The sequence below is a fragment of the Paenibacillus sp. Negev47 genome (assembly GCF_058313655.1).
The window spans coordinates 824273-843810 of record NZ_CM177754.1 but is presented as its reverse complement, the minus strand read 5'-3'; the positions used below and the strand labels follow the sequence as shown (position 1 = coordinate 843810).

Annotated in this window: 19 protein-coding genes and 1 riboswitch; of the genes, 6 read left to right on the top strand and 13 right to left on the bottom strand. The window is 46.5% G+C overall.

All coding sequences use genetic code 11. From position 1 onward, the window contains the following. Positions 1–43: 43 nt before the first annotated feature. Positions 44–577 (bottom strand): hypothetical protein, encoded by a 534-nt coding sequence (locus AC4G47_RS03850; RefSeq protein ID WP_458124103.1) that lies wholly within the window; start codon positions 575–577, stop codon positions 44–46. A 68-nt stretch (positions 578–645) separates the two neighbouring features. Beyond that, the gene (locus tag AC4G47_RS03845; protein ID WP_145325808.1) at positions 646–1155 is read right to left on the bottom strand and encodes a DUF948 domain-containing protein; all 510 of its coding nucleotides are present in this window, start codon (positions 1153–1155) and stop codon (positions 646–648) included. A 219-nt stretch (positions 1156–1374) separates the two neighbouring features. On the opposite strand from AC4G47_RS03845, the gene AC4G47_RS03840 reads away from it, so the two are divergent. Next, positions 1375–1539, top strand: a complete 165-nt coding sequence (locus tag AC4G47_RS03840) for a DUF1328 domain-containing protein (protein ID WP_017692264.1) — start codon at positions 1375–1377, stop codon at positions 1537–1539. Positions 1540–1904: 365 nt separating this feature from the next. After that, a complete protein-coding gene (locus AC4G47_RS03835; RefSeq protein ID WP_336764740.1) occupies positions 1905–2387 on the top strand; it encodes a hypothetical protein in 483 nt (160 codons plus the stop codon). Positions 2388–2477: 90 nt separating this feature from the next. Here AC4G47_RS03835 and AC4G47_RS03830 read toward each other — a convergent pair whose 3' ends face one another. Then, positions 2478–3365 (bottom strand): cation diffusion facilitator family transporter, encoded by an 888-nt coding sequence (locus AC4G47_RS03830; protein WP_491104846.1) that lies wholly within the window; start codon positions 3363–3365, stop codon positions 2478–2480. A 290-nt stretch (positions 3366–3655) separates the two neighbouring features. Here AC4G47_RS03830 and AC4G47_RS03825 point away from each other — a divergent pair, with 290 nt between their 5' ends. Next, on the top strand, positions 3656–3844 hold the full coding sequence (locus tag AC4G47_RS03825) for a hypothetical protein (protein ID WP_017692261.1): 189 nt from the start codon (positions 3656–3658) through the stop codon (positions 3842–3844). A 114-nt stretch (positions 3845–3958) separates the two neighbouring features. On the opposite strand, the gene AC4G47_RS03820 is transcribed toward AC4G47_RS03825, so the two are convergent. The 6 genes from AC4G47_RS03820 to AC4G47_RS03795 form a co-directional block, all read right to left on the bottom strand. Next, entirely contained in the window at positions 3959–5584 is a 1626-nt protein-coding gene (locus AC4G47_RS03820) for an ABC-F family ATP-binding cassette domain-containing protein (RefSeq protein ID WP_145325810.1), read from the bottom strand. A gap of 376 nt (positions 5585–5960) precedes the next feature. Next, positions 5961–7007 carry an MBL fold metallo-hydrolase gene (locus tag AC4G47_RS03815; protein ID WP_491104844.1) on the bottom strand — a complete coding sequence of 349 codons (1047 nt, stop codon included), beginning with the start codon at positions 7005–7007 and terminating at the stop codon, positions 5961–5963. 71 nt (positions 7008–7078) lie between these two features. Then, positions 7079–7234 carry a cytochrome bd oxidase small subunit CydS family protein gene (gene cydS / locus AC4G47_RS03810; protein WP_491104842.1) on the bottom strand — a complete coding sequence of 52 codons (156 nt, stop codon included), beginning with the start codon at positions 7232–7234 and terminating at the stop codon, positions 7079–7081. Between the two features lie 8 nt (positions 7235–7242). Beyond that, positions 7243–8277, bottom strand: coding sequence for a cytochrome d ubiquinol oxidase subunit II (locus tag AC4G47_RS03805; RefSeq protein ID WP_491104840.1), 1035 nt, complete (start codon positions 8275–8277; stop codon positions 7243–7245). Next, a complete protein-coding gene (locus AC4G47_RS03800; protein WP_491104839.1) occupies positions 8274–9620 on the bottom strand; it encodes a cytochrome ubiquinol oxidase subunit I in 1347 nt (448 codons plus the stop codon). The genes AC4G47_RS03805 and AC4G47_RS03800 overlap by 4 nt, the downstream gene beginning before the upstream one ends. 387 nt (positions 9621–10007) lie before the next feature. Continuing rightward, entirely contained in the window at positions 10008–12857 is a 2850-nt protein-coding gene (locus AC4G47_RS03795) for an ATP-binding protein (protein WP_491104838.1), read from the bottom strand. Between the two features lie 345 nt (positions 12858–13202). Between AC4G47_RS03795 and AC4G47_RS03790 the strand changes: the two genes are divergently transcribed. Continuing rightward, positions 13203–13901: a response regulator transcription factor gene (locus AC4G47_RS03790; protein ID WP_458124111.1), complete on the top strand. Its 699-nt coding sequence runs from the start codon at positions 13203–13205 to the stop codon at positions 13899–13901. A gap of 47 nt (positions 13902–13948) precedes the next feature. Here the strand turns inward: AC4G47_RS03790 and AC4G47_RS03785 are convergent, their stop codons facing one another. After that, positions 13949–14365 (bottom strand): hypothetical protein, encoded by a 417-nt coding sequence (locus tag AC4G47_RS03785; RefSeq protein WP_491104837.1) that lies wholly within the window; start codon positions 14363–14365, stop codon positions 13949–13951. A 242-nt stretch (positions 14366–14607) separates the two neighbouring features. On the opposite strand from AC4G47_RS03785, the gene AC4G47_RS03780 reads away from it, so the two are divergent. Both AC4G47_RS03780 and AC4G47_RS03775 read left to right on the top strand, forming a co-directional pair. Then, positions 14608–15750 carry a virulence factor gene (locus AC4G47_RS03780; RefSeq protein ID WP_491104835.1) on the top strand — a complete coding sequence of 381 codons (1143 nt, stop codon included), beginning with the start codon at positions 14608–14610 and terminating at the stop codon, positions 15748–15750. A 147-nt stretch (positions 15751–15897) separates the two neighbouring features. After that, a riboswitch (Lysine riboswitch) is annotated at positions 15898–16113 on the top strand. Positions 16114–16228: 115 nt separating this feature from the next. Further along, entirely contained in the window at positions 16229–17710 is a 1482-nt protein-coding gene (locus AC4G47_RS03775) for an amino acid permease (protein ID WP_491104833.1), read from the top strand. A gap of 117 nt (positions 17711–17827) precedes the next feature. Here the strand turns inward: AC4G47_RS03775 and AC4G47_RS03770 are convergent, their stop codons facing one another. The 3 genes from AC4G47_RS03770 to AC4G47_RS03760 form a co-directional block, all read right to left on the bottom strand. Continuing rightward, on the bottom strand, positions 17828–17893 hold the full coding sequence (locus tag AC4G47_RS03770; RefSeq protein WP_491106635.1) for a hypothetical protein: 66 nt from the start codon (positions 17891–17893) through the stop codon (positions 17828–17830). Next, positions 17874–18203, bottom strand: coding sequence for a hypothetical protein (locus tag AC4G47_RS03765; RefSeq protein ID WP_491106837.1), 330 nt, complete (start codon positions 18201–18203; stop codon positions 17874–17876). Before AC4G47_RS03765 ends, AC4G47_RS03770 begins: the two co-directional genes overlap by 20 nt. A gap of 135 nt (positions 18204–18338) precedes the next feature. Beyond that, positions 18339–19466 (bottom strand): transglutaminase domain-containing protein, encoded by a 1128-nt coding sequence (locus AC4G47_RS03760; RefSeq protein WP_491104832.1) that lies wholly within the window; start codon positions 19464–19466, stop codon positions 18339–18341. Between the last annotated feature and the right edge of the window lie 72 nt (positions 19467–19538).

The window sequence follows — 19538 nt, the reverse complement described above, 5'->3', positions numbered from 1 at the left end:
AACCTTACTATACGGGGTTGAAACGATTGTGTAATAACCAATTCTAGGAAACCGTATCATCAAAAAGATCAATGCCATTGATCTGGCTGGAGCCTGACTTCATATATACCTTTAAAGCCTGATCTCCACGGAGAAACACTTCTCCGTCCTCAGCCACATAATACGGTTTACCAAGAGCTTGATGGATCGCTTCAATATTCATCTCAATTTTCTCACCGTTTAACATGATGTGATTCTCAGATGCATCGATATGCACATATTGAATCATCTCCGTATCTTCACACATGCCAACCTTCACATCATGAAAGTGATATTCAGGACACCCCAGATAAGGATCTTCCTGCTTATGCCCGGGCTGGCCCTTCTTGGCCAACAAGTCGTTCATGGTGTCATCCAGAGAAATACCATTCAGAGTCCGAAAATGCTGGAAAGTCTCGGAACGATCAACAGCCAGAGTCACCTCTGACGCCTTCTCTTCCATTGCCGTCCATTGCATATCGTGAGCAGCGGGCACCGCTGCCGGTTGAACGGAAAAGGGAGAAATTACGCTAAACATCACAAGCAGTATTTTCATCATGAATCTCACCCTTTCATCAGGTTCATTACCGCTCTGAAGGTTTCTTTATGGATTACAAAGCGGTCATGTTATTTGCGCATGCGTTGCCATACATTTGCTGCAACATCGATATACTTCATCCAGTTCTTCCCGCCCTTGGCTTCACCATTATATGTAGCTTCATAGGATTGCAGGGTACGGTCCGTTGATGTAGCAGGCGATGCTGTTACATGAGACGGTTTAGCGTGCTTCGTCTCTTCAGCATGGTTTCGTTTGGTCTGAAATCTGGCCATCAGCGTCGTGGAGACTTGTTTGGCTGCTGCCGTCACTTCATTCAACACTTCTCCGAGATTCTCAACAGATTCCATCACAGGATCAATTTTTTTCATTTTGTGCTGCACATCCACTGTAATGTCATTGGCATGTCTTACCGTCTGTTTCACTTCATAACTAAGTTCGTCAATGGTCTTCTGTACCTCCTGTAATGTCTGTGAGACATTGTCCAAAGAACCCTGTGCTGATTTCAAGGTACGAATTAAGAAGAAAACAAGTACTGCAAATGCCACTGCAATCAGGGCCACGCTAATTTGATAGATCATAAAAGAACCTCTCTTTCCATATGTGCATCAGTTTGTTATTGCTATAGTTACCCGGCGATTTCCCTGACGAAACAATATTATATGTCGCTTCATATATGCATGCGCTTGGAAAAAAACCAATGTTTCAACCGGAGAACACTCGGTTAAAGTTAGACTACACAAGGCGGTGAGGTGAACACCACTCACTCCACAAATCAGTAAACGAAAGGATGAATCCTCATGTTGAAATGGTCTGTATTATTTCTAATTATTGCACTGGTTGCAGGTATCTTCGGATTCTTCGGTATTGTTGAGGCAGCTGCTTCAATCGCCAAAGTACTGTTCTTCATCTTTGTAGTACTGTTCGTGATCTCCCTCATTACGGGACGCAGCCGAATGCGATAACCTGATGTTCCGAATGAGTCAATAAGACGAATACATACAAAAGCCGATCGTGCTACCAAGCCGATTGGCTTTTGTGCGTTCAGGCACAGGTCAACCTTCTATATTATGTACTGCACTCCTTTCTGCTTTATTCCACTCCCCCTTCGTATGAATCCCAAAAAACAGGACCTTTTTGAAGATAGCCAACCCGGTTTTATCCCACTGAAGTATGATATTTACAGGCTTTTCTATATACCCACATATGAGCCAGTTGACACTGGAGGATTCAAGAAAATATTGTTATAATTTGTGATTCATAAGGGTGCTTGCTTGGTTACTTGTAATCAGGACAACATTTTACATACCTACCGAGGAGGAAAAACAAAATGAAAAAAATCGTAAGTTTTGCCGCTGCTTTAACGTTGATGGGTTCGATGGCTGCCGCTGCGGGTGCTGAGGAAGCGGTTACTGGAACGGTGACTCCGGAAAAAGGAACAGAAGCTACAACAACGACAACAACTCCGGCTGTTGAAGTGAACAAACCTGCTGTAGAAACAGTAGAAGGTACTACTGAGACAGTAACCGGTGCTACCTACAGCACTAATGGTAATAACCCTTCTCCTACAACAGATAAGTTATTTGACGAACCAGTTGTAAAACCAGGCGATGTAGTACTGGTACCAACGATGTTGCTGAACCTTCTGGAGCGCACTTGGTTCTATGATGCACCTAACGGTAAACCAATCGGTGCATTAAGCTCCCAAGTTATCGATACAACAGGTGAAGTGGTTGACGGATTCGACGGCGGCGAGTGGGTGCAAGTGTACACTTGGAAAGGCAAAGCGTGGATCCACGTTGCCATTCAATAATATCGTATAATCGTTCTAACGATAAGTAAAGAGGACAGCGCGCTTAATCGCAGCTGTCCTCTTTTGATGTTCAATATGTTCACTCTCTGTTCAAGAGTTCCCAGTAACCTCATCCATCTTCGGTTCCACATGTACGTGTACATGCATGATGTTATGTGACCGCTTCAACCGCTCTTCCACTCTGTCACAGATCTGATGGCCTTCTATCAGGCTTAGGCCTCCGTCCACTTCAATCACCACATCTACAAGTACATGACTGCCGTGCACACGTGCTTTTACATCCTTGATCATTTCAACACCGGGAACTCGAGCCACGGAGGATCTGAGATCCGTCAGTTCTTTCTGATCAAACCCATCGGTAAGGCGATGCGTAGAATCCCGGAAAATCTCCCAAGCGGTCTTGCAGATCAACAGGCCTACAGCAATCGCAGCTACTTTATCCAGCCAAGGAAGTCCGAACTGCGCACCGATAATACCAACTGCAGCGCCTATGCTGACCCAGGCATCCGAACGATTATCTTTGGCCGCAGCCATCAATGCCTGGCTATTAATTTGTTTGGCGAGACGGTGATTGTAACGATACACCCCTAGCATCACCACCGCACAGACTACAGCCACCGCTGCCGCCCACAGATTAGGAGCAACAAAGGCTCCTTCATACCAGGAACGAACGGCTTCAACCAACACTTGCAGCCCAACCATAGCCATAATAAATGAAGCCACCAAGGCAGCAACAGTCTCCGCTCTAAAATGACCATAGGCATGATCCGAATCAGGGGGTTTCTGGGAGATCCGAAGCCCGATCAATACAGCAACGGACGCCACAATATCCGTAAGGTTATTAAAACCATCCGCCAACAAAGCGCTGGAAGCAAATAAATATCCACAGATCAGCTTAAAGGCGGACAAGACGAGATAGGCTACGATACTAACCCAAGCGCCTCGCTCCCCTTTTCGTATTTCTTCATAAGCGTTCAAACCGGGCGACACTCCTTTAACGTTTCCTATTACGGTTTTTCCATGTTACCAAATGCGGAGCGTGTGGGTCTACAGAAACAGTGTTGCCAAGCTGCATTGCTGTAGGCAAGCCGAAACAAAGTTGCCAGACGGCAGGGCTGTAGGTACTGAGAAAGAATGTTGGCCTGGGTAAAACCAAAGGATTTGAGCATTTTATCAGGTTGCCCTTGTGGGGCTTTTGTAAAACGTATAAAATAGGTACATCCCGTCCAATCTGGACGGCTTACTGTAAGACCGGGAGGGAAATAACGATGAGCGAAAATAACGAACCGAAAAAGGTCAGTTTGCAGGATGCTATACGCCAGAAGCTTGCACAAAAGAAAGAACAAGCAAATTCCGGCAACCAATCCAGCGCCTACTTTGAAGGCGGACCGAAAGCGATGAAGAGTCAGAACAACAAGAAGCCTAACAACCAACGTCGCCGTACTGGTGGATCTTAGGGTTTAGAGCCGCAAAGATACCCAGTGTATAACAAGAAGAACCGCAAGCCCTCTTACAGAGGCTTGCGGTTCTTTTGTGTCTATATGCATAATGTTCCGTAGATGATGCTTATTTTAAGCTTCTACCGGATACATTTTATTGCGCAGTTCTTTAATTTCATCACTTTCCAGATATTCGTCATAGCTCATTTGGCGATCAATGATGCCATTCGGCGTAATTTCGATAATCCGGTTAGCAATCGTTTGAATGAACTGATGGTCATGGGATGTGAACAGCATTGTGCCGTCAAAATCAATCATACCATTGTTCAGCGCTGTGATGGATTCGAGATCCAAGTGGTTCGTAGGCTCATCCAGAATCAATGCGTTAGCACCAGTCTGCATCATTTTCGCCAGCATACAGCGAACTTTCTCGCCCCCGGAGAGTACACTTGCCTTTTTCAAGGATTCCTCACCTGAGAACAGCATACGTCCCAAGAATCCACGCAGGTACGTTTCGTCCTGATCTTTGGAATATTGACGAAGCCAATCCACGAGAGTCATGTCTACACCGTCAAAATATTTGGAGTTGTCTTTTGGGAAATAAGCTTGAGTTGTTGTTACGCCCCAAGTGTATTCGCCGCTATCCAATTCCGTTTCACCCATAAGAATATCAAACAATAGTGACTTCGCATTACCATTCGGGCCAACAAATGCGATTTTATCCCCTTTGTTCACGACAAAGCTGATATCATTCAGCATGTTCACGCCATCAATCGATTTGCTGATGCGATCTACAGTCAACAATTGTTTACCTGCTTCACGCTCAGGCTTGAAGTTGATAAACGGGTATTTACGGTTCGATGGACGAAGGTCATCCAGCGTGATTTTGTCGAGCTGTTTCTTCCGGGAAGTTGCTTGCTTCGATTTCGAGGCATTCGCAGAGAAACGTTGAATAAAGGCTTGAAGCTCTTTAATCTTCTCTTCTTTTTTCTTGTTGGCATCGCGCTGCAAAGCAAGTGCCAGTTGGCTGGACTCGTACCAGAAGTCATAGTTACCTACATACAGCTGGATTTTACCAAAGTCGATATCTGCAATGTGCGTACATACTTTGTTCAGGAAGTGACGGTCATGGGATACCACAATAACAGTACCTTCATAATCCATCAAGAAGTTCTCAAGCCATTGAATGGATTCGAGATCCAAGTGGTTGGTAGGCTCATCGAGCAACAGGTTGTTTGGTCGACCAAACAATGCTTGTGCAAGCAGGACACGAACTTTTTCGTTACCACTCAGTTCAATCATTTTCTTCTCGTGCATGTCACGGTCGATACCCAGACCGATCAGGAGTGCCGCTGCATCTGGCTCAGCATCCCAGCCATTCAACTCGGCAAATTCACCTTCAAGCTCACCTGCACGCAGGCCGTCTTCTTCAGTGAAGTCCGCTTTGGCATACAGCGTATCTTTTTCTTTCATAATGGCATAGAGACGACTATGGCCCATAATTACCGTTTCGAGAACCGGATACTCATCATATTCAAAGTGGTTTTGCTTCAAAACGGCCATACGTTCGCCCGGGGTGATGTGCACCTCTCCCGAGTTTGATTCAATTTCACCGGACAAAATTTTCAAGAACGTGGATTTGCCGGCTCCGTTGGCGCCGATCAGGCCATAACAGTTTCCTGGTGTGAATTTGATATTTACATCTTCAAAAAGTGCACGTTTTCCGTAGCGGAGCGTGATGCCGCTTGTACTGATCATTAAGCATACCATCCTTTATTGGTTAATCTGCATACTGCATGAATAGCAAGTTGCGTAAATCATGGATTCAATATCCCGATGCCTATTCTGGCACCATATTATAACACAAAAAAGCGGCAAATTCGAAAATTGGCCGCTTTTTACTGATTAAAGATTTGGTAAATGTACTGTTCATGCGGGTATAACCCTACATTAACATATTTGGCTCACTTTTGTTAGGGCTTGTCTGAAAACTCCGAAGAAGCAGATTTTGCCGAATTTTCGTTCCAAGCAAGGAAATTTACCGCAGGCGTGCCGGGGCACGTCAAGGGAAAGTGACGCAGTATGGGGCGAAAAGGCGGTAAAAGATGCACTTCAGCGAGTTTTGAGATACGTCCTAGTCCCGTTTACCTTCCTCGTGCTTAATCCGAAGTGTTTCGCCATGACCAAGCACCCGAATCCGCTCTGGACCAATGCCGAGCCGCTCACGTTCGACTTCGAGCCGATCCAGTGCTTCCTTGGGCGTATCATCCGCCAGCTTGAATGTGCCGTAATGCATCGGCACCATGAGCTGTGAACCGGATTCAACGAACCCCTGCAGCGCTTCTTCGGGTGTCACATGCTGAGAAGTCATGAACCATTCTGGATCGTAGGCACCGATGGGCATCAGGGTAACACCAATGTCAAAGCGCTCTCCAATCGTTTTGAAACCATGGAAGTAACCTGTATCACCCACAAAATACAACACAGGCGGACCGCCTGATGATTTGGATGTGTCGTTCTTTCCGGATTCCGTGGATGATTCATCCCGACCGCTCGTTGTTGCAGCACTTTCCACTGCTGATGTTGTTACCGGATGATTCGGTTCCAACACATACCCGCCCCAATGGGACGTATTGGTATCGAACAGCGTCCGGCGCGTCCAGTGCTGTGCAGGGACAAAGGTTATTTTGACTCCGCCAAGTGTAATATGATCCCACCACTTCATCTCTTGGCATCGATGGAACCCTTTGCGGATCATCTTGCGCTTCAGACCATCGGGTACGATGAGCAACGTCTTGGCTGAAATCAGCTTGCGCAAGGAAGCCAGATGCAGATGATCATAGTGGGAATGGGATATCAGAATGACATCCAAAGGCGGAATATCCTGAATCGGAATGCCGGGGGCGCCGAGCCTTCGTTGAAATCCCATTTTCTCGGCCCACACCGGGTCAGTCACGATGTTCAATCCATAATATTGAATAAAAAACGTGGAGTGACCAATCCAGGTAATACTTGTTTCATCCCGGTTGGCATGCAGATAATCCAGTTCAGGCGGGTGTTTGGGCACGGTGTAGGAGTAGTCCTTCACTTTATTGCGCCGCTGCTCCCTCCATTGCTTGAATTCCTTCAGCGTTTTGTCCGTACTTACATTATCAATATTGTTATAACGGATTTTCGGCATGAAAGGGCCCTCCTCCCTTCCTCATTTCTTAACAAGAGATTACCCTAAACGGGAATGGACGTACCAGCCAATCAATCCTTCGGGTTCTTATATACGGCCAGGTATACAAACAGAAAGACAATAGCAGCCGCGATGATCAGAGGCGGGGCGTACATAATGGTGAATGTCTCAAAAAAGGTCAATCCGGTTATACCGGGTATACCAGTGACTCCCTCAGTAATGACCATGAACGGACTCATCCTTTCTTTTTACCAGAATTACCGCGCACATAATTTGCATTAAACAAGAACAACTTCATAATCAGCACAAGCGAAGGAATCAGCACGAGCAGCCCCAGGCTAAACGCTGTAATCAATGCAATCCCCATCGTACGATTCGTAAAGCTGTCGTAAATATTAATGTAAGGATACAGAATATACGGAAGGTGGGATCGTCCGTAACCATACCAGGCAAAAGCAAACTGAAGCATGACAGCGATAAAGCACCAACCTAGATATTTACTTTTCCACACCAGCGACACAGCAATGACAAAACAAATAAATGAAGCAATGAACATCCAAGAGATATTCAACATCTGCTCAAAGTGTGCGGGATTCTGTTTGTTAATCTGCAGAAAAGCCAGAAAACTCGCAAAAATGGTGGGCAAACTCCAGAGTAACGCATATTCTCGAAGTACCTCAAATGCCGGCTCATCCCCTGCCCGCTTGGCGTAATAAGACAGAAACATCGCCGAGATATAGAGCACACTGACCAGTGCAAGCAATACAACCGACCAGGTATAGGGATTCGTCAAAAATTCACGCCAGCGAAAAAAAACCTGATCGCCCACCTGCTCAATAATCCCTCCTTCAGATATGGCCAAAATGGTGGAGAACACCGCTGGAATCAGCAATCCCGTTGCTCCGTACAGTGCCATGTAGATCCGGCTGTTATTCCCATGATTGCCATAGGTATTGTAGGCGTAATATACGCCCCGGATCGCCAGCAATACAATGGCCAAGGAACCCGGGACCAGCAAGGCTGTCCCGTAATAAAAGGCGCTGTCCGGATAAAATCCGACCAGTCCGACCACAAAAAAGATCAGGAACACATTCGTCACTTCCCACACGGGAGACAGGTAGCGCTGAATGATGTTATGAATTTTGTTCTCGTGCCCGGTCAAGATGCTGTAAAAGCTGAAAAATCCGGCGCCGAAATCAATCGAAGCAACGATCAGGTAACCGAACAAAAACGTCCACAATATCGCGATGCCTGCAATTTCGAAACTCAATGCACGATCCCTCCTTCAAGCCCCAGCGTCTCCAGTTCCTTCTCTGCTTCCTTGTTACGGAACAGCTTACTGAGTACCCGAATGCACGAGAAACACAGGATTAGATACAGCAAGATGAACAACACTAGCATCCATCCTACCGATGTTGACGTCGTGGCCGCTTCCGACACCTTCATATACCCACGTAAGATCCAGGGCTGCCTGCCGACTTCTGCGAAAATCCATCCCAGCTCGATTGCAATCATGGCGAGAGGCCCCAGGAAGACAATACCGAGCAGCAGCCATTTGGGATATGGCTTACGCCCTGGCAACCATCGACGCAGCACATATAACACAGGAATCATCAGAATGATCACTCCGGTTGTGACTTTCAGGTCGAACATATAGTGAATAGACAGTGGTGGCCTCAGATCCGCAGGATATTCTTCAAGACCTTTCACTTCCGTATCTGGACGATTACCTGCCAAAATGCTAAGAGCATAAGGAATCTCAATGGCGTATTTCACTTCATTGTTCTCATCCAAAATGCCGCCATAGATGAGCGGTGCCTTCTTCATCGTCTTGAAATGCCATTCTGCGGCAGCCAGCTTCTCTGGCTGATATTTCGCGAGAAATTTACCGGAGGAGTCTCCGATCATGACGGTACTGATCGCAAAGACGAGCGCAGACACCGTCGTGAGTTTAAGTGCTTTTTTGTAATACACATGATCCCGCCCCCGAAGCAGACTGAAGGCGGCTATGCCCGCCAGGACACCCGCACTCAAGGTGTACGATGAGGCAAGTACATGTGACACCTTGGTAGGTGTCGCCGGATTCAGCATCGCAGCAATCGGATGGATATCCTTCATGATGCCATTAATCAAGGTGAATCCCTGAGGCTGGTTCATGAAAGAATTCACTGTTGTAATGAATATCGCAGAGGCGGATGATCCCAGTGCTACCGGAATTAGCAGCAGCATATGCGTATATTTCTTTTTGAAACGGTCCCACGTGTAGAGGTAAATCCCAAGAAAGATCGCCTCGATAAAAAAAGCGAACGTCTCCATAAACAGCGGCAAAGCAATGGCCTGACCCGCGACCCGCATAAACATCGGCCACAGCAAACTAAGCTGTAATCCGATCGACGTGCCTGTAACAACGCCAACGGCAACCGTGATGACAAAACCTCGTGCCCAACGGCGTGCCAGCAAGGTGTAATGAATATCATTGGTTCGTAGCCCTCGCCACTCAGCCAAGGCAATCATAAGTGGAACACCTACACCAATGGAGGCAAAAATGATATGCACAAACAAGGTAAGACCGGTCAGTATCCGGCTGAGCAAAACAGGATCCAGGGATGACATGGTTACACTCCTCTTTCACATAATCGTTTATGTACGACAGCAGATCATTCTGCTTGAACATGGATCTCAATAACTCATAATTCGGATGATGCTTTTCACCACGGCATACAGTACAACCACAGCTGCGACCAGACAGACGATGATGAGCGTTTTCTCTTGTTTACGAAACATATAGCCGGCGTCCTCCTTTGGCATGGGATGCAAATTATGGCTCTATATACAGTGTGCAAAAGAATAGGTTTTTTTATCCGGGACATTAAAATCAAAAAAAAGCCTTTACCTCTCATGACGCTTTCGCGCCGAAAGGTAAAGGCTCTATTGAATAGATCTCATATCCATCGTTCTTAACAAAGTGTATACATTTTCTTCATACCTAATCAGTATGTTTTAGAGCAACACGTCCTGTTTCGGCAGTCGAACCTTGAATGTGCTTCCTTTGTCGGGTGCAGATATGAAGGACAGTGTGCCGTTGTGATCCTCTACTATTTTGCGGGAAATGTACAATCCGATTCCTGTTCCTCCAATCTGTCGATGATCCGAATTATCCACACGGTAGAATTTGTTGAACAGCATGTCCTTCTCTTTCTCGTCAATGCCTATTCCGTAATCACGTACGTCGATACATAACCATTCCTCTTCTTCCCATAGCGTAACATCAATTCGGTCGGCTCCCGGTGAGTATTTGACGGCATTACCCACCAGATTATGAAGAACCTGAACCATCCTGTTCTGGTCAGCATAAGCAAAAAAATCCCCATTAAACGTATGAACATGGATTCGCTGAACGGACTTCATATTCCACTGATCAACTACACCTTCTACCAGTTCAACCAGCGGTACATAGGTCATATGATAAGTCATACCTTCGTTGTCGAGGCGCTGAATATCAAGCACATCATCCAGCAAACTGCTCAGCCTCATGCCCTCCGAGGAGATGGTCTGCATGAATTCCTGCCGTTGAGCTGCCGGAAGGTCATACATCATCATCAATTCCACATACCCCATAATAGTGGCTACAGGTGTTCGAAGCTCATGGGATACCACGCTGATCAGCTCATTCTTCATCCGATCCAGCCGTTCTTCTCCTGTCCGGTCACGGAAGACCAGCAGGAATCCATGATTTTTACCCGGAACGTCCATCTGTTTCATATACAAGGAAAATAAACTTTTCTCCACATTGTTAAATATAAATTCAGTTTCGATAAATGCCGATTCTCCATCCAGGAACGCTTTCGTCTGTTCCAACAGATTGAAGTTATCCGTCAATACCATCGTATCAATCGCCTGAGCCAGATCTTCAATGGATCTACCCAGGAAATTACCCAGACCAAACATCTCTTCTATCCTTTGGTTGACGATGGTTATCGCGCCTGATCGATCTGACATGACGAGCCCTTCCCGAACGGATTCTATAAATTGCTCACTGATATCCCGCTGTTCCTGGATGGCAATCTTTTCATGTAACAACTCCGAATTCAGCTTCTCCAGTGCAAGGGCATGACGTACACGATCTTCTTCTGCTCTTGTTCGCTCCGTAATATCCTTAATAAACAGGTTATATAACGTCTCATTTTTGCCGAGCTGAATTTCAACAATTTTGTACTCAATCGGAAAGACGGAACCATCCCGGCGAATACCTGAAATTTCATCTACGATCGTGTATCTCTTACCTTCAACATATTCGAATCGCCCCAGCAATGCCTTAATCTCCATGCAGCTTGCCCCTTGAAAAAGAGACGGTGCTTCCTTCAGCAGGATCACTTCTTCCCGGAGCAATCCAAACATTCTTTCGGCCTCCGGATTAAACTCAACGATGATTCCGTTGGAGTCCACAGCGATAATCGCATCAATCGACGATTCAATAATTGCACGTTTGACTTCTTCACTATTCTTGAGTTCCTTGGTCCGTTCTATGACCCGATCCTCCAGCGTTAACTTATCGTGACGAATCTGTTCGAATTGTTCCAGCAGCACATCAGCCATTTTGCGCAAATTACCAATAAGAATCTGCACTTCGGTTACATGGCTCGTTGGCCACTCCATCATCTTCCCGTTCCGAAACAGCAGTCTCGGTAGAGAACCTGTCATTCTGGTAAGTCTTAACATTGGTCTAACAACCTTATTACTGAGAGGAGCCGCCACAATCATGGAAGCAACGATGATAATGAACAGGGATTGCAGCGTGGACAGGTAGATCGATTCTATTCGGGGATAATACTTGGTCGAGCTGGTCTCAATGAATACCCGATAGGGTGTTACAGCTGTCATCTCCGCTTCATAGATGAAAGATACCTGTTTCCAGTGATTCAATACATCGCTGTAATGAATATTCTCGGAGCTTAACAGAATAAGGTTATCTTTCGACTTAAGGAGACTGTATCTATCCATGTCCAGATACTCGCCAGCCTGCAGTGTATTCAAACCAGAAGCAACGACTGTATCATTCCGATCCAGCAGAATCACATTCACACCCAATAGATGATGATACCGCGCCATATTCTGATCCATATTCTCCGAGGTAACATACTGTTCGTCCAGATCCTGGACAACAGCACTCGCCGCATGTTTCATATCACGTATAATGGCATCATTCATTTGACTCAATTGTCTGCGGCTATCTGCGGATAACAACAGGAGAGAGACAAATACCACGAAGGCGACAACGTATTTAAATGCAATTCTTGTGAGTGGAATGGTTCCTGTGCGCTTTGATTTGTGTTCACCTGTAGTAATCCAGAAATCCACCACAATTCCCGCGATCAGCGCATTCACCATGCCAATCACGGCAATATACATATACTCATACTTCAAATCTTCTATATTCAGGCCCAATATATAATGTCCGCAATAGATGACGGGAAGTAGCATCACTACCCAGAAGACAGCATTAGCCTTGATTAGACTGCCGTTCTTCCAACGGATCTGCCAACCAAGCATCCAGATCAGTTCAATGAGATGCGCAATCATTACAGTTAAATTCCGCGGCTCGAAGCCGACAACGATGGTATTCAGCAGATGAATGACTGTAAGGGTGACCAATCCATAGATAGCCCCATGCAAACGAAGAGCAATGAGTGCCGCTGCGCTGCCAACCATAAACTGCACACCATAGAATAAAGTAAGCGGGAATATAGTGCTCAGTGAGCCAAGAATGATCAGAATGCTGGTTCCAAACCAGGGTATCCTCAGCTTCAGCACGATCCACTCCAGCAGTTGAATCGCCTTTATACGATCCATAAGTAACTGCCCTCGCGGCTGATTTTTTGTTCTGTATTTAACAACAACGTTGGTTCCTCCTAAACACTTGCGCGGATACAATCTACTTTTTTTCCCCAAAACATCGTTCTGATCCATTATACTGTAATTAACACTTGATGTAGCTTTGGGAAATTCTGATCGCTCGGCAATCAACCTGCATTCATGCTAAAATATTGAAGTTCATCTAAAAAGACTGCGCCCTATCTACATATACATCCTATATTCTGGGATAGAAACATTAAAAATTTTGCAGTATTTTTTAGCAAATCACAGCTTTTTTTTAGTATTTTCTTAACACATTATTTTCACCAGGAGTGTGACCCTATGACGATCAAAGTACTTCTTATAGAAGATGAGAAAAATCTGGCTGACATGATTGCTTTCTTTCTTGAGGAGGAAGGATACATCACGGAACGGGTTCATCATGCCCGCGAGGCACTTCAACTGTTCCCACAATTCGAGCCAGACATTGTTGTAACGGACCTCATGCTTCCTGAAACGGATGGGAATGCTCTTGTAGAAGCCTTTCGCCAGCACTCCACTGTGCCGATTCTAATGATCTCAGCAAGCACGATGCTGAATGATCGACTTCGCGCTTTACATAATGGTGCGGATGACTTTCTGTGCAAGCCATTCAGCCTTAAAGAGCTGGACGCCAGAATTAAAGCCCTGCTGCGCAGATCTATCATTTCCTATCAGGATAAGCCGGCTAAAGAAGACAAACAGGCAGAGGTTACTGGACATGTGAATGTAAATGAGTACAGAAGAACCCTGTTTGTGGACGGCGTTGAAATCGAGGTCACTCATATTGAGTTTGAAATTATGAAGGAATTGTACCGGAATCCGGGCAAAGTGTTCACCCGCAATGAGCTGATGGATCGGATCAAAGGCTCAGAGCGCGCCTACCTGGATCGAACGATTGATGTTCATATCTCAAGCCTGCGTAAAAAAATTGAGCCTGACCCCAAGAACCCCCGTTATATCAAAACGGTGTGGGGAACAGGCTATAAATATGTGATCTAATTCGATCATAATCATTAAAGTTAAAAACCTTTGGCCATATCCCTCTCTTATCTCATGGATAAGATGGGATGTATGGCTATTTGTGATTGATATACAGAGGAATGCCACCACTTCTCCATGTCTTTGATCAGCTGATCCGGTTCTTGCTCGTTCCAGAGGATCATCTTCATCTCACCTGTACCTGTAATCAGTTGCAGGTGTCGCTTCCGAATCAGCGATTTGAAATCCGTAATGATCAGTAAGGGAATCTGCGGCATAAAAGCCCGAATGGCATTGGCTGCTGACACCGCTTCTTCGGCAATCTGATAATCAACAATACAATAACGGGAGTTTTCCCAACTTCCCCGGTGCGTTTCCATCACAGAACCGGATGGTGCATCGGCAATCCAATTCCTGAACAATTGAATAATATTCTCATATGCAATACGACGTTTTCCATCCGAGAGCACGGTAATAGGTTCCATAGGTATGACCTCCAGTTGATTCTTCCTCTTATTGTGTCAATTTTCGTTTAAAAATGTTTGTGCGTGAACATGAAAGAAGTGTTAACAATTTTCGCAATTCTTCACATCCTGTGTCAGTCACGACTGGGTCTCTTCCGGAGGATTTCGCAGATTCCACACATTGATGTAAAATAGAGAAATACCCGTGTGATTTAATTTACGGGAAGTTAAGGATGAATCTGGTATCTTAGGAGGTTACACCGATGAATATTATTTCCATTGAACCCACACCAAGTCCAAATACGATGATGTTGCATCTTGATGAACGTCTGGAGGACGGAATTCGCAGAACATATACACTGGACAACGAACGATCCGCTCCGGCGTTCATTCGCCAGATGCTTCATATTCCTGGCGTAAAGAGTGTATTCCACACAACAGACTTTGTGGCGCTTGATCGTAAAGGAAATGCAGACTGGTCCGTCATTCTAGGCGAAGTTCAAAATCGCCTTGGACAGCAAGGCATCGATCTGGACTGGATCGAGTCCGAAGACAGCTCAGGCGAACACTTCGGAGAAGCACAGGTATTCGTTCAGTTCTTCCGAGGCGTACCCATGCAAATCAGGGTCAAAGCCGGGGTCAAGGAAGAACGAATCTCGTTGTCGGACCGTTTTGTCAAAGCCGTGACAGAAGTCGCCAGTGCGACGATGATCAAAGAACGCAAACTGAGTGATTATGGCGTTCGATATGGCGAATTACCGGACATCGCACGGGAAGTCGAACAGGAACTCGAAGCCGCTTACCCACCGGAACGACTGGAGCAGGTCATCCAACAGGCCATTGAACATGGCACCAAATCAGAAGAGTTCGTTGAGCGCCGTCGCGAATTGGATGGAGCCGAACTTGAAGAGGCTCTGCGGAGTGATGACTGGAATGTTCGGTATGCGGCGTTTGACGGCATGGAACCTACGGCAGAAAGACTGCCCCTCGTAGCCCATGCCCTGCATGACAACAAAATGCAGATTCGCCGCTTGGCCGTGGTATACCTGGGTGACATTCGTACACCGGAAGCGATGGAACTGCTGTATGAAGCGCTCAAGGACAGTTCTCCTGCGGTACGCCGTACGGCCGGCGATACGTTGTCGGATATTGGTGATCCTGCCGCCACTCCAGCCATGACAGCAACGTTATCCGATAAAAGTAAACTTGTACGCTGGCGTGCTGCACGTTTTCTATATGAGGTCGGAACAGAAGAAGCAGAGCAAGCCTTGCGTGTTGCAGCCGATGATCCTGAATTTGAAGTCAGCCTACAGGCCAAGATGGCTCTGGAACGAATCGAATCGGGCGAACAGGCTGCTGGAACGGTATGGCAGCAGATGGCTGGCCGTAACAAGAAAGAGGAATAGTGGTCCCTCAGACCTCACATCCAACAATTGTTATTGCACTGGGAAACCATGCGCGGTATACTGATTGTCTGTTTACTAAACAGGACACATCGTGTTAAGTTGTGTTGATCATAATTTCATAAACTATAGATACACCTCATCCATTGATGGTGAGGTAGAGGTCGCGGGTGCGATCAGTACGCTGATGGAGGCGCTAAGGAGCCGCTTATGATATCAGCCGAAAGGTGCACCCGCCGAAGCTCACTGGACGTTCCTTATACGGTCTGGTGGGCTGGGGCTGCTGTCGAAAGGCGCAGAACTGTCACGGAAGTACATTTCCTTTATATAAAGGTATGAATTCTTCTGTGTTGAGCTATCTTAATCATCTGGGACATGGTGCGGACATTGATATAGAGACCGCAGGCTGATGCCTGTGGTCTTTTTTGTTTATGAAGTCAAGTATCGCAAACATCAGTAAATCGAATGAAGGAGTGTTTCCATGCAAGACCGCAGTAACCCAACAACAACTGGACCTTCCCTGAAAAAAGGATTGCGCGCACGCCATATGACGATGATCGCCCTCGGTGGCTCCATTGGTACCGGGCTGTTCCTCGCAAGTGGTACCGCCATCTCAACCGCTGGCCCCGGCGGAGCATTAATTGCCTATGCGGCCGTTGGCATCATGGTCTATTTCCTGATGACCAGCCTTGGTGAGCTTGCGACCTTTATGCCGGATTCCGGTTCATTTAATACGTATGCCGCACGTTTTGTCGATCCAGCCCTTGGGTTCGCCATGGGCTGGAACTTCTGGTACAACTGGGCTGTGACCATTGCAGCAGAGCTTGCTGCCGCTACTGTACTCATTAAATACTGGTTCCCGGACAGTTCATCCATGTTATGGAGCTTGTTATTCCTCGTGCTGATCTTTTCCTTAAACATACTGTCCGTCAAAGGCTACGGAGAGTCCGAATACTGGTTCGCCATTATCAAAGTAGCTACCGTTATTATTTTCCTGGCCGTTGGTGTGCTCATGATCTTCGGTATTATGGGCGGAGAAGCAGTGGGCTTCAGTAACTTCACCATAGGTGATGCACCCATCCATGGCGGATTCTTCGCTGTACTTGGTGTGTTCATGGCTGCGGGGTTCTCATTCCAAGGTACAGAGCTTATCGGTGTAGCCGCTGGTGAGAGCGAAAATCCACGAGAAAATGTACCTCGTGCAATTCGTCAGGTATTCTGGCGCATTCTGATCTTTTACATTTTGGCGATTACTGTGATCAGTCTGATCATCCCTTATACTCATCCGAATCTGCTCAAGGGTGACTTGAACAATATCGGTGTCAGCCCGTTTACGCTGGTGTTTGAGAAAGCTGGACTCGCCATTGCGGCTTCCGTGATGAATGCTGTTATTCTAACCTCGGTACTCTCTGCCGGTAACTCAGGCATGTATGCTTCAAGCCGGGTTCTCTATGCCCTTGCCCGAGATGGTAAAGCCCCTCGTTTTCTGGGCAAGCTGAATAAAAAAGGCATTCCAATGAATGCACTTTTGCTCACGACAGCTGTTGGTATGTTAGCATTCCTTGCCTCCCTGTTTGGCGATGGTATTGTGTATACCTGGTTGCTGAATGCATCCGGTATGTGCGGATTTATCACTTGGCTTGGGATTGCCATAAGTCATTATCGCTTCCGTCGTGCATATGTTGCACAAGGCAGGGATCTGAGCGATCTGCCTTATCGTGCACGTTGGTTCCCGTTTGGGCCAATTTTCGCCTTTGTTCTGTGTATTATCGTGATTATTGGACAGAACTATCAGGCATTCACGGGTGACCAGATCGACTGGAGCGGAGCAATCGTCGCTTACCTGAGCGTACCGCTGTTCCTGGTATTATGGCTGGGTTACAAATGGATCAAGAAGACCAAAGTGGTGCCGCTGCAGGAATGTGATTTTACACCTACGGATTCACCAGCGGATAAGCACTAAAAGGTAATACCGCCATACCCTTTAGCACATTCACATGTTGACTCTAAGTCTTCGTAGTGATTGCTAGAGGGTATTTTTATCTAAACACGATGAATCTGCTATACTGCGTGTTTCGATCTAGCGCTGCAGCTGTTGTCTGCGGCGGAAGTACATGTATCCCGCACTACCTAATGCCATCAGCATCATGCCCGCAACAGTTAATAACATGCTCTGTACTGAGCGTGACGCCGTCCTTCAAACCTCTCCGGCCTGTTTTTGAAGTACTATCATACATGTTCACTGTGTTCGTAATGGTATTCGTATAGACTCGGGCGATGGATTGTGTGTCATATTCGATCTCATAGGCCTTTGTAATATCGTTCTTAAAATGTAATCTGAAGCCGCCATCGAACTCTGTATTCTGCTTTAACACCGTCGTATAGGTTACACGGTATGCCTTTCTGTGTCTCCCAATTGAATTGGAAATTGTCTTCCGGAGGAACAGCAACGTCACCGTTGGTCAACTCTCCCGAACCTTCTTCTGACACTGTATCAATAGACAACACTAAAACCCTCGTTATTGTTGAAGACAACATTGGACGCAAAAAAAGGACACTCCTCAAGCGGAGCATCCTGTTCAAAACGATTACTATAACGTCCAGTTAATTTTGACACGCAGATCCGTGGTACCTTCCATTTTGGACACATAGTAGGATATCGACTTCATGCCAAGCTGGTACAAATCCTGCAAATTTTCAATCAACCCAGCCTCAGTACCCTTGTACCTGAATGTGAGCGAGGTTCCGCCTTCCTTCAGCTTACTCTGAACCTTGGTTTTCAGCGCAGCATGGCCTTTAACGGCATCCTGTTCATCATACAGGGAATAGTCGAGAGCGTGGTACAGCTTCTGATAGGCTGCCTTTTTGTTATCTCCGGCCTTCACCAGCTTCAGTAAAGCTTCCCGATACGGGGCAGGCGCAGCAGGGTACTTGCTTTTTCCTGTCCAGATATGGTCACGTGCCATCTCATCATCACTCAGCAAATAATAGCTGTGGCTCACCTTGCCTTTGCGGTCAGGCGTAGGATCATCCCAGGTGGTGTCCATGTGGTACCACTTGCCGTCCAGGTTTACGATATTCCAGGCATGAAGCTGCCCACCCGCTGTACCTTCCACAATCCGGTTATTGATACCTACTCGCTCCAGCATCCGATATGCCAGCAGTGAATATCCCTGACAGACGGTACTGCCTGTAACAAGCCCGTCGTAGGCCGTATATTTCTTCAGAGAGATATCGTAGGAAAGGTTCAACACAATCCAGTCATGGATGACCTTGACCTTCTCATGATCCGTCATGCCGGGTTTGATGATTTCTTTCAACACGTTCGTGACTTTGCGATTCACATAATCGGTCTGTTCCTTGGTCTCCCGGTAGGAGAGAGTCACATGCACTTCGGCCGATACATTGGAACCTTTATAATTAAATGCATAGCTTTTAACGGTATATTGAATATAGGGGTCACTCTTCATTGCCTCATCGATGGAGGTTTGCAATTGTTTTTTGAGGCCTTTCACATCGCCTTTGTATGTAAAAACAAGTTCCTCCGTTCGCTGTGACATTGCCGTAAGCAAGGTCTGGCGCAGATCCGTAGTCGTGGAGATATCTGATGTTCCCGATGCGGCATACAGCTGATCCAGATCAACTGTGCGTGGCAACGCTACAGCAATCAGACAGCCCGCCAGCAATATGGTGATAATACGTTTCCCGTTCTTGCCCATGAAAGGAACCCACCCCTCTTTGCAAAGTCTCACGCCCTATTGTATCACAAAAGGCTCTGTCGTCATTCTTCT

What these genes read in the sequence shown, in the direction of transcription:
- AC4G47_RS03850 (WP_458124103.1), bottom strand. Translation starts at nt 577, where the DNA reads ATGATGAAAATACTGCTTGTGATGTTTAGCGTAATTTCTCCCTTTTCC.
- AC4G47_RS03845 (WP_145325808.1), bottom strand. Translation starts at nt 1,155, where the DNA reads ATGATCTATCAAATTAGCGTGGCCCTGATTGCAGTGGCATTTGCAGTA.
- AC4G47_RS03840 (WP_017692264.1), top strand. Translation starts at nt 1,375, where the DNA reads ATGTTGAAATGGTCTGTATTATTTCTAATTATTGCACTGGTTGCAGGT.
- AC4G47_RS03835 (WP_336764740.1), top strand. Translation starts at nt 1,905, where the DNA reads ATGAAAAAAATCGTAAGTTTTGCCGCTGCTTTAACGTTGATGGGTTCG.
- AC4G47_RS03825 (WP_017692261.1), top strand. Translation starts at nt 3,656, where the DNA reads ATGAGCGAAAATAACGAACCGAAAAAGGTCAGTTTGCAGGATGCTATA.
- AC4G47_RS03820 (WP_145325810.1), bottom strand. Translation starts at nt 5,584, where the DNA reads ATGATCAGTACAAGCGGCATCACGCTCCGCTACGGAAAACGTGCACTT.
- AC4G47_RS03815 (WP_491104844.1), bottom strand. Translation starts at nt 7,007, where the DNA reads ATGCCGAAAATCCGTTATAACAATATTGATAATGTAAGTACGGACAAA.
- cydS (WP_491104842.1), bottom strand. Translation starts at nt 7,234, where the DNA reads ATGGTCATTACTGAGGGAGTCACTGGTATACCCGGTATAACCGGATTG.
- AC4G47_RS03800 (WP_491104839.1), bottom strand. Translation starts at nt 9,620, where the DNA reads ATGTCATCCCTGGATCCTGTTTTGCTCAGCCGGATACTGACCGGTCTT.
- AC4G47_RS03795 (WP_491104838.1), bottom strand. Translation starts at nt 12,857, where the DNA reads ATGGATCGTATAAAGGCGATTCAACTGCTGGAGTGGATCGTGCTGAAG.
- AC4G47_RS03790 (WP_458124111.1), top strand. Translation starts at nt 13,203, where the DNA reads ATGACGATCAAAGTACTTCTTATAGAAGATGAGAAAAATCTGGCTGAC.
- AC4G47_RS03785 (WP_491104837.1), bottom strand. Translation starts at nt 14,365, where the DNA reads ATGGAACCTATTACCGTGCTCTCGGATGGAAAACGTCGTATTGCATAT.
- AC4G47_RS03780 (WP_491104835.1), top strand. Translation starts at nt 14,608, where the DNA reads ATGAATATTATTTCCATTGAACCCACACCAAGTCCAAATACGATGATG.
- AC4G47_RS03775 (WP_491104833.1), top strand. Translation starts at nt 16,229, where the DNA reads ATGCAAGACCGCAGTAACCCAACAACAACTGGACCTTCCCTGAAAAAA.
- AC4G47_RS03760 (WP_491104832.1), bottom strand. Translation starts at nt 19,466, where the DNA reads ATGGGCAAGAACGGGAAACGTATTATCACCATATTGCTGGCGGGCTGT.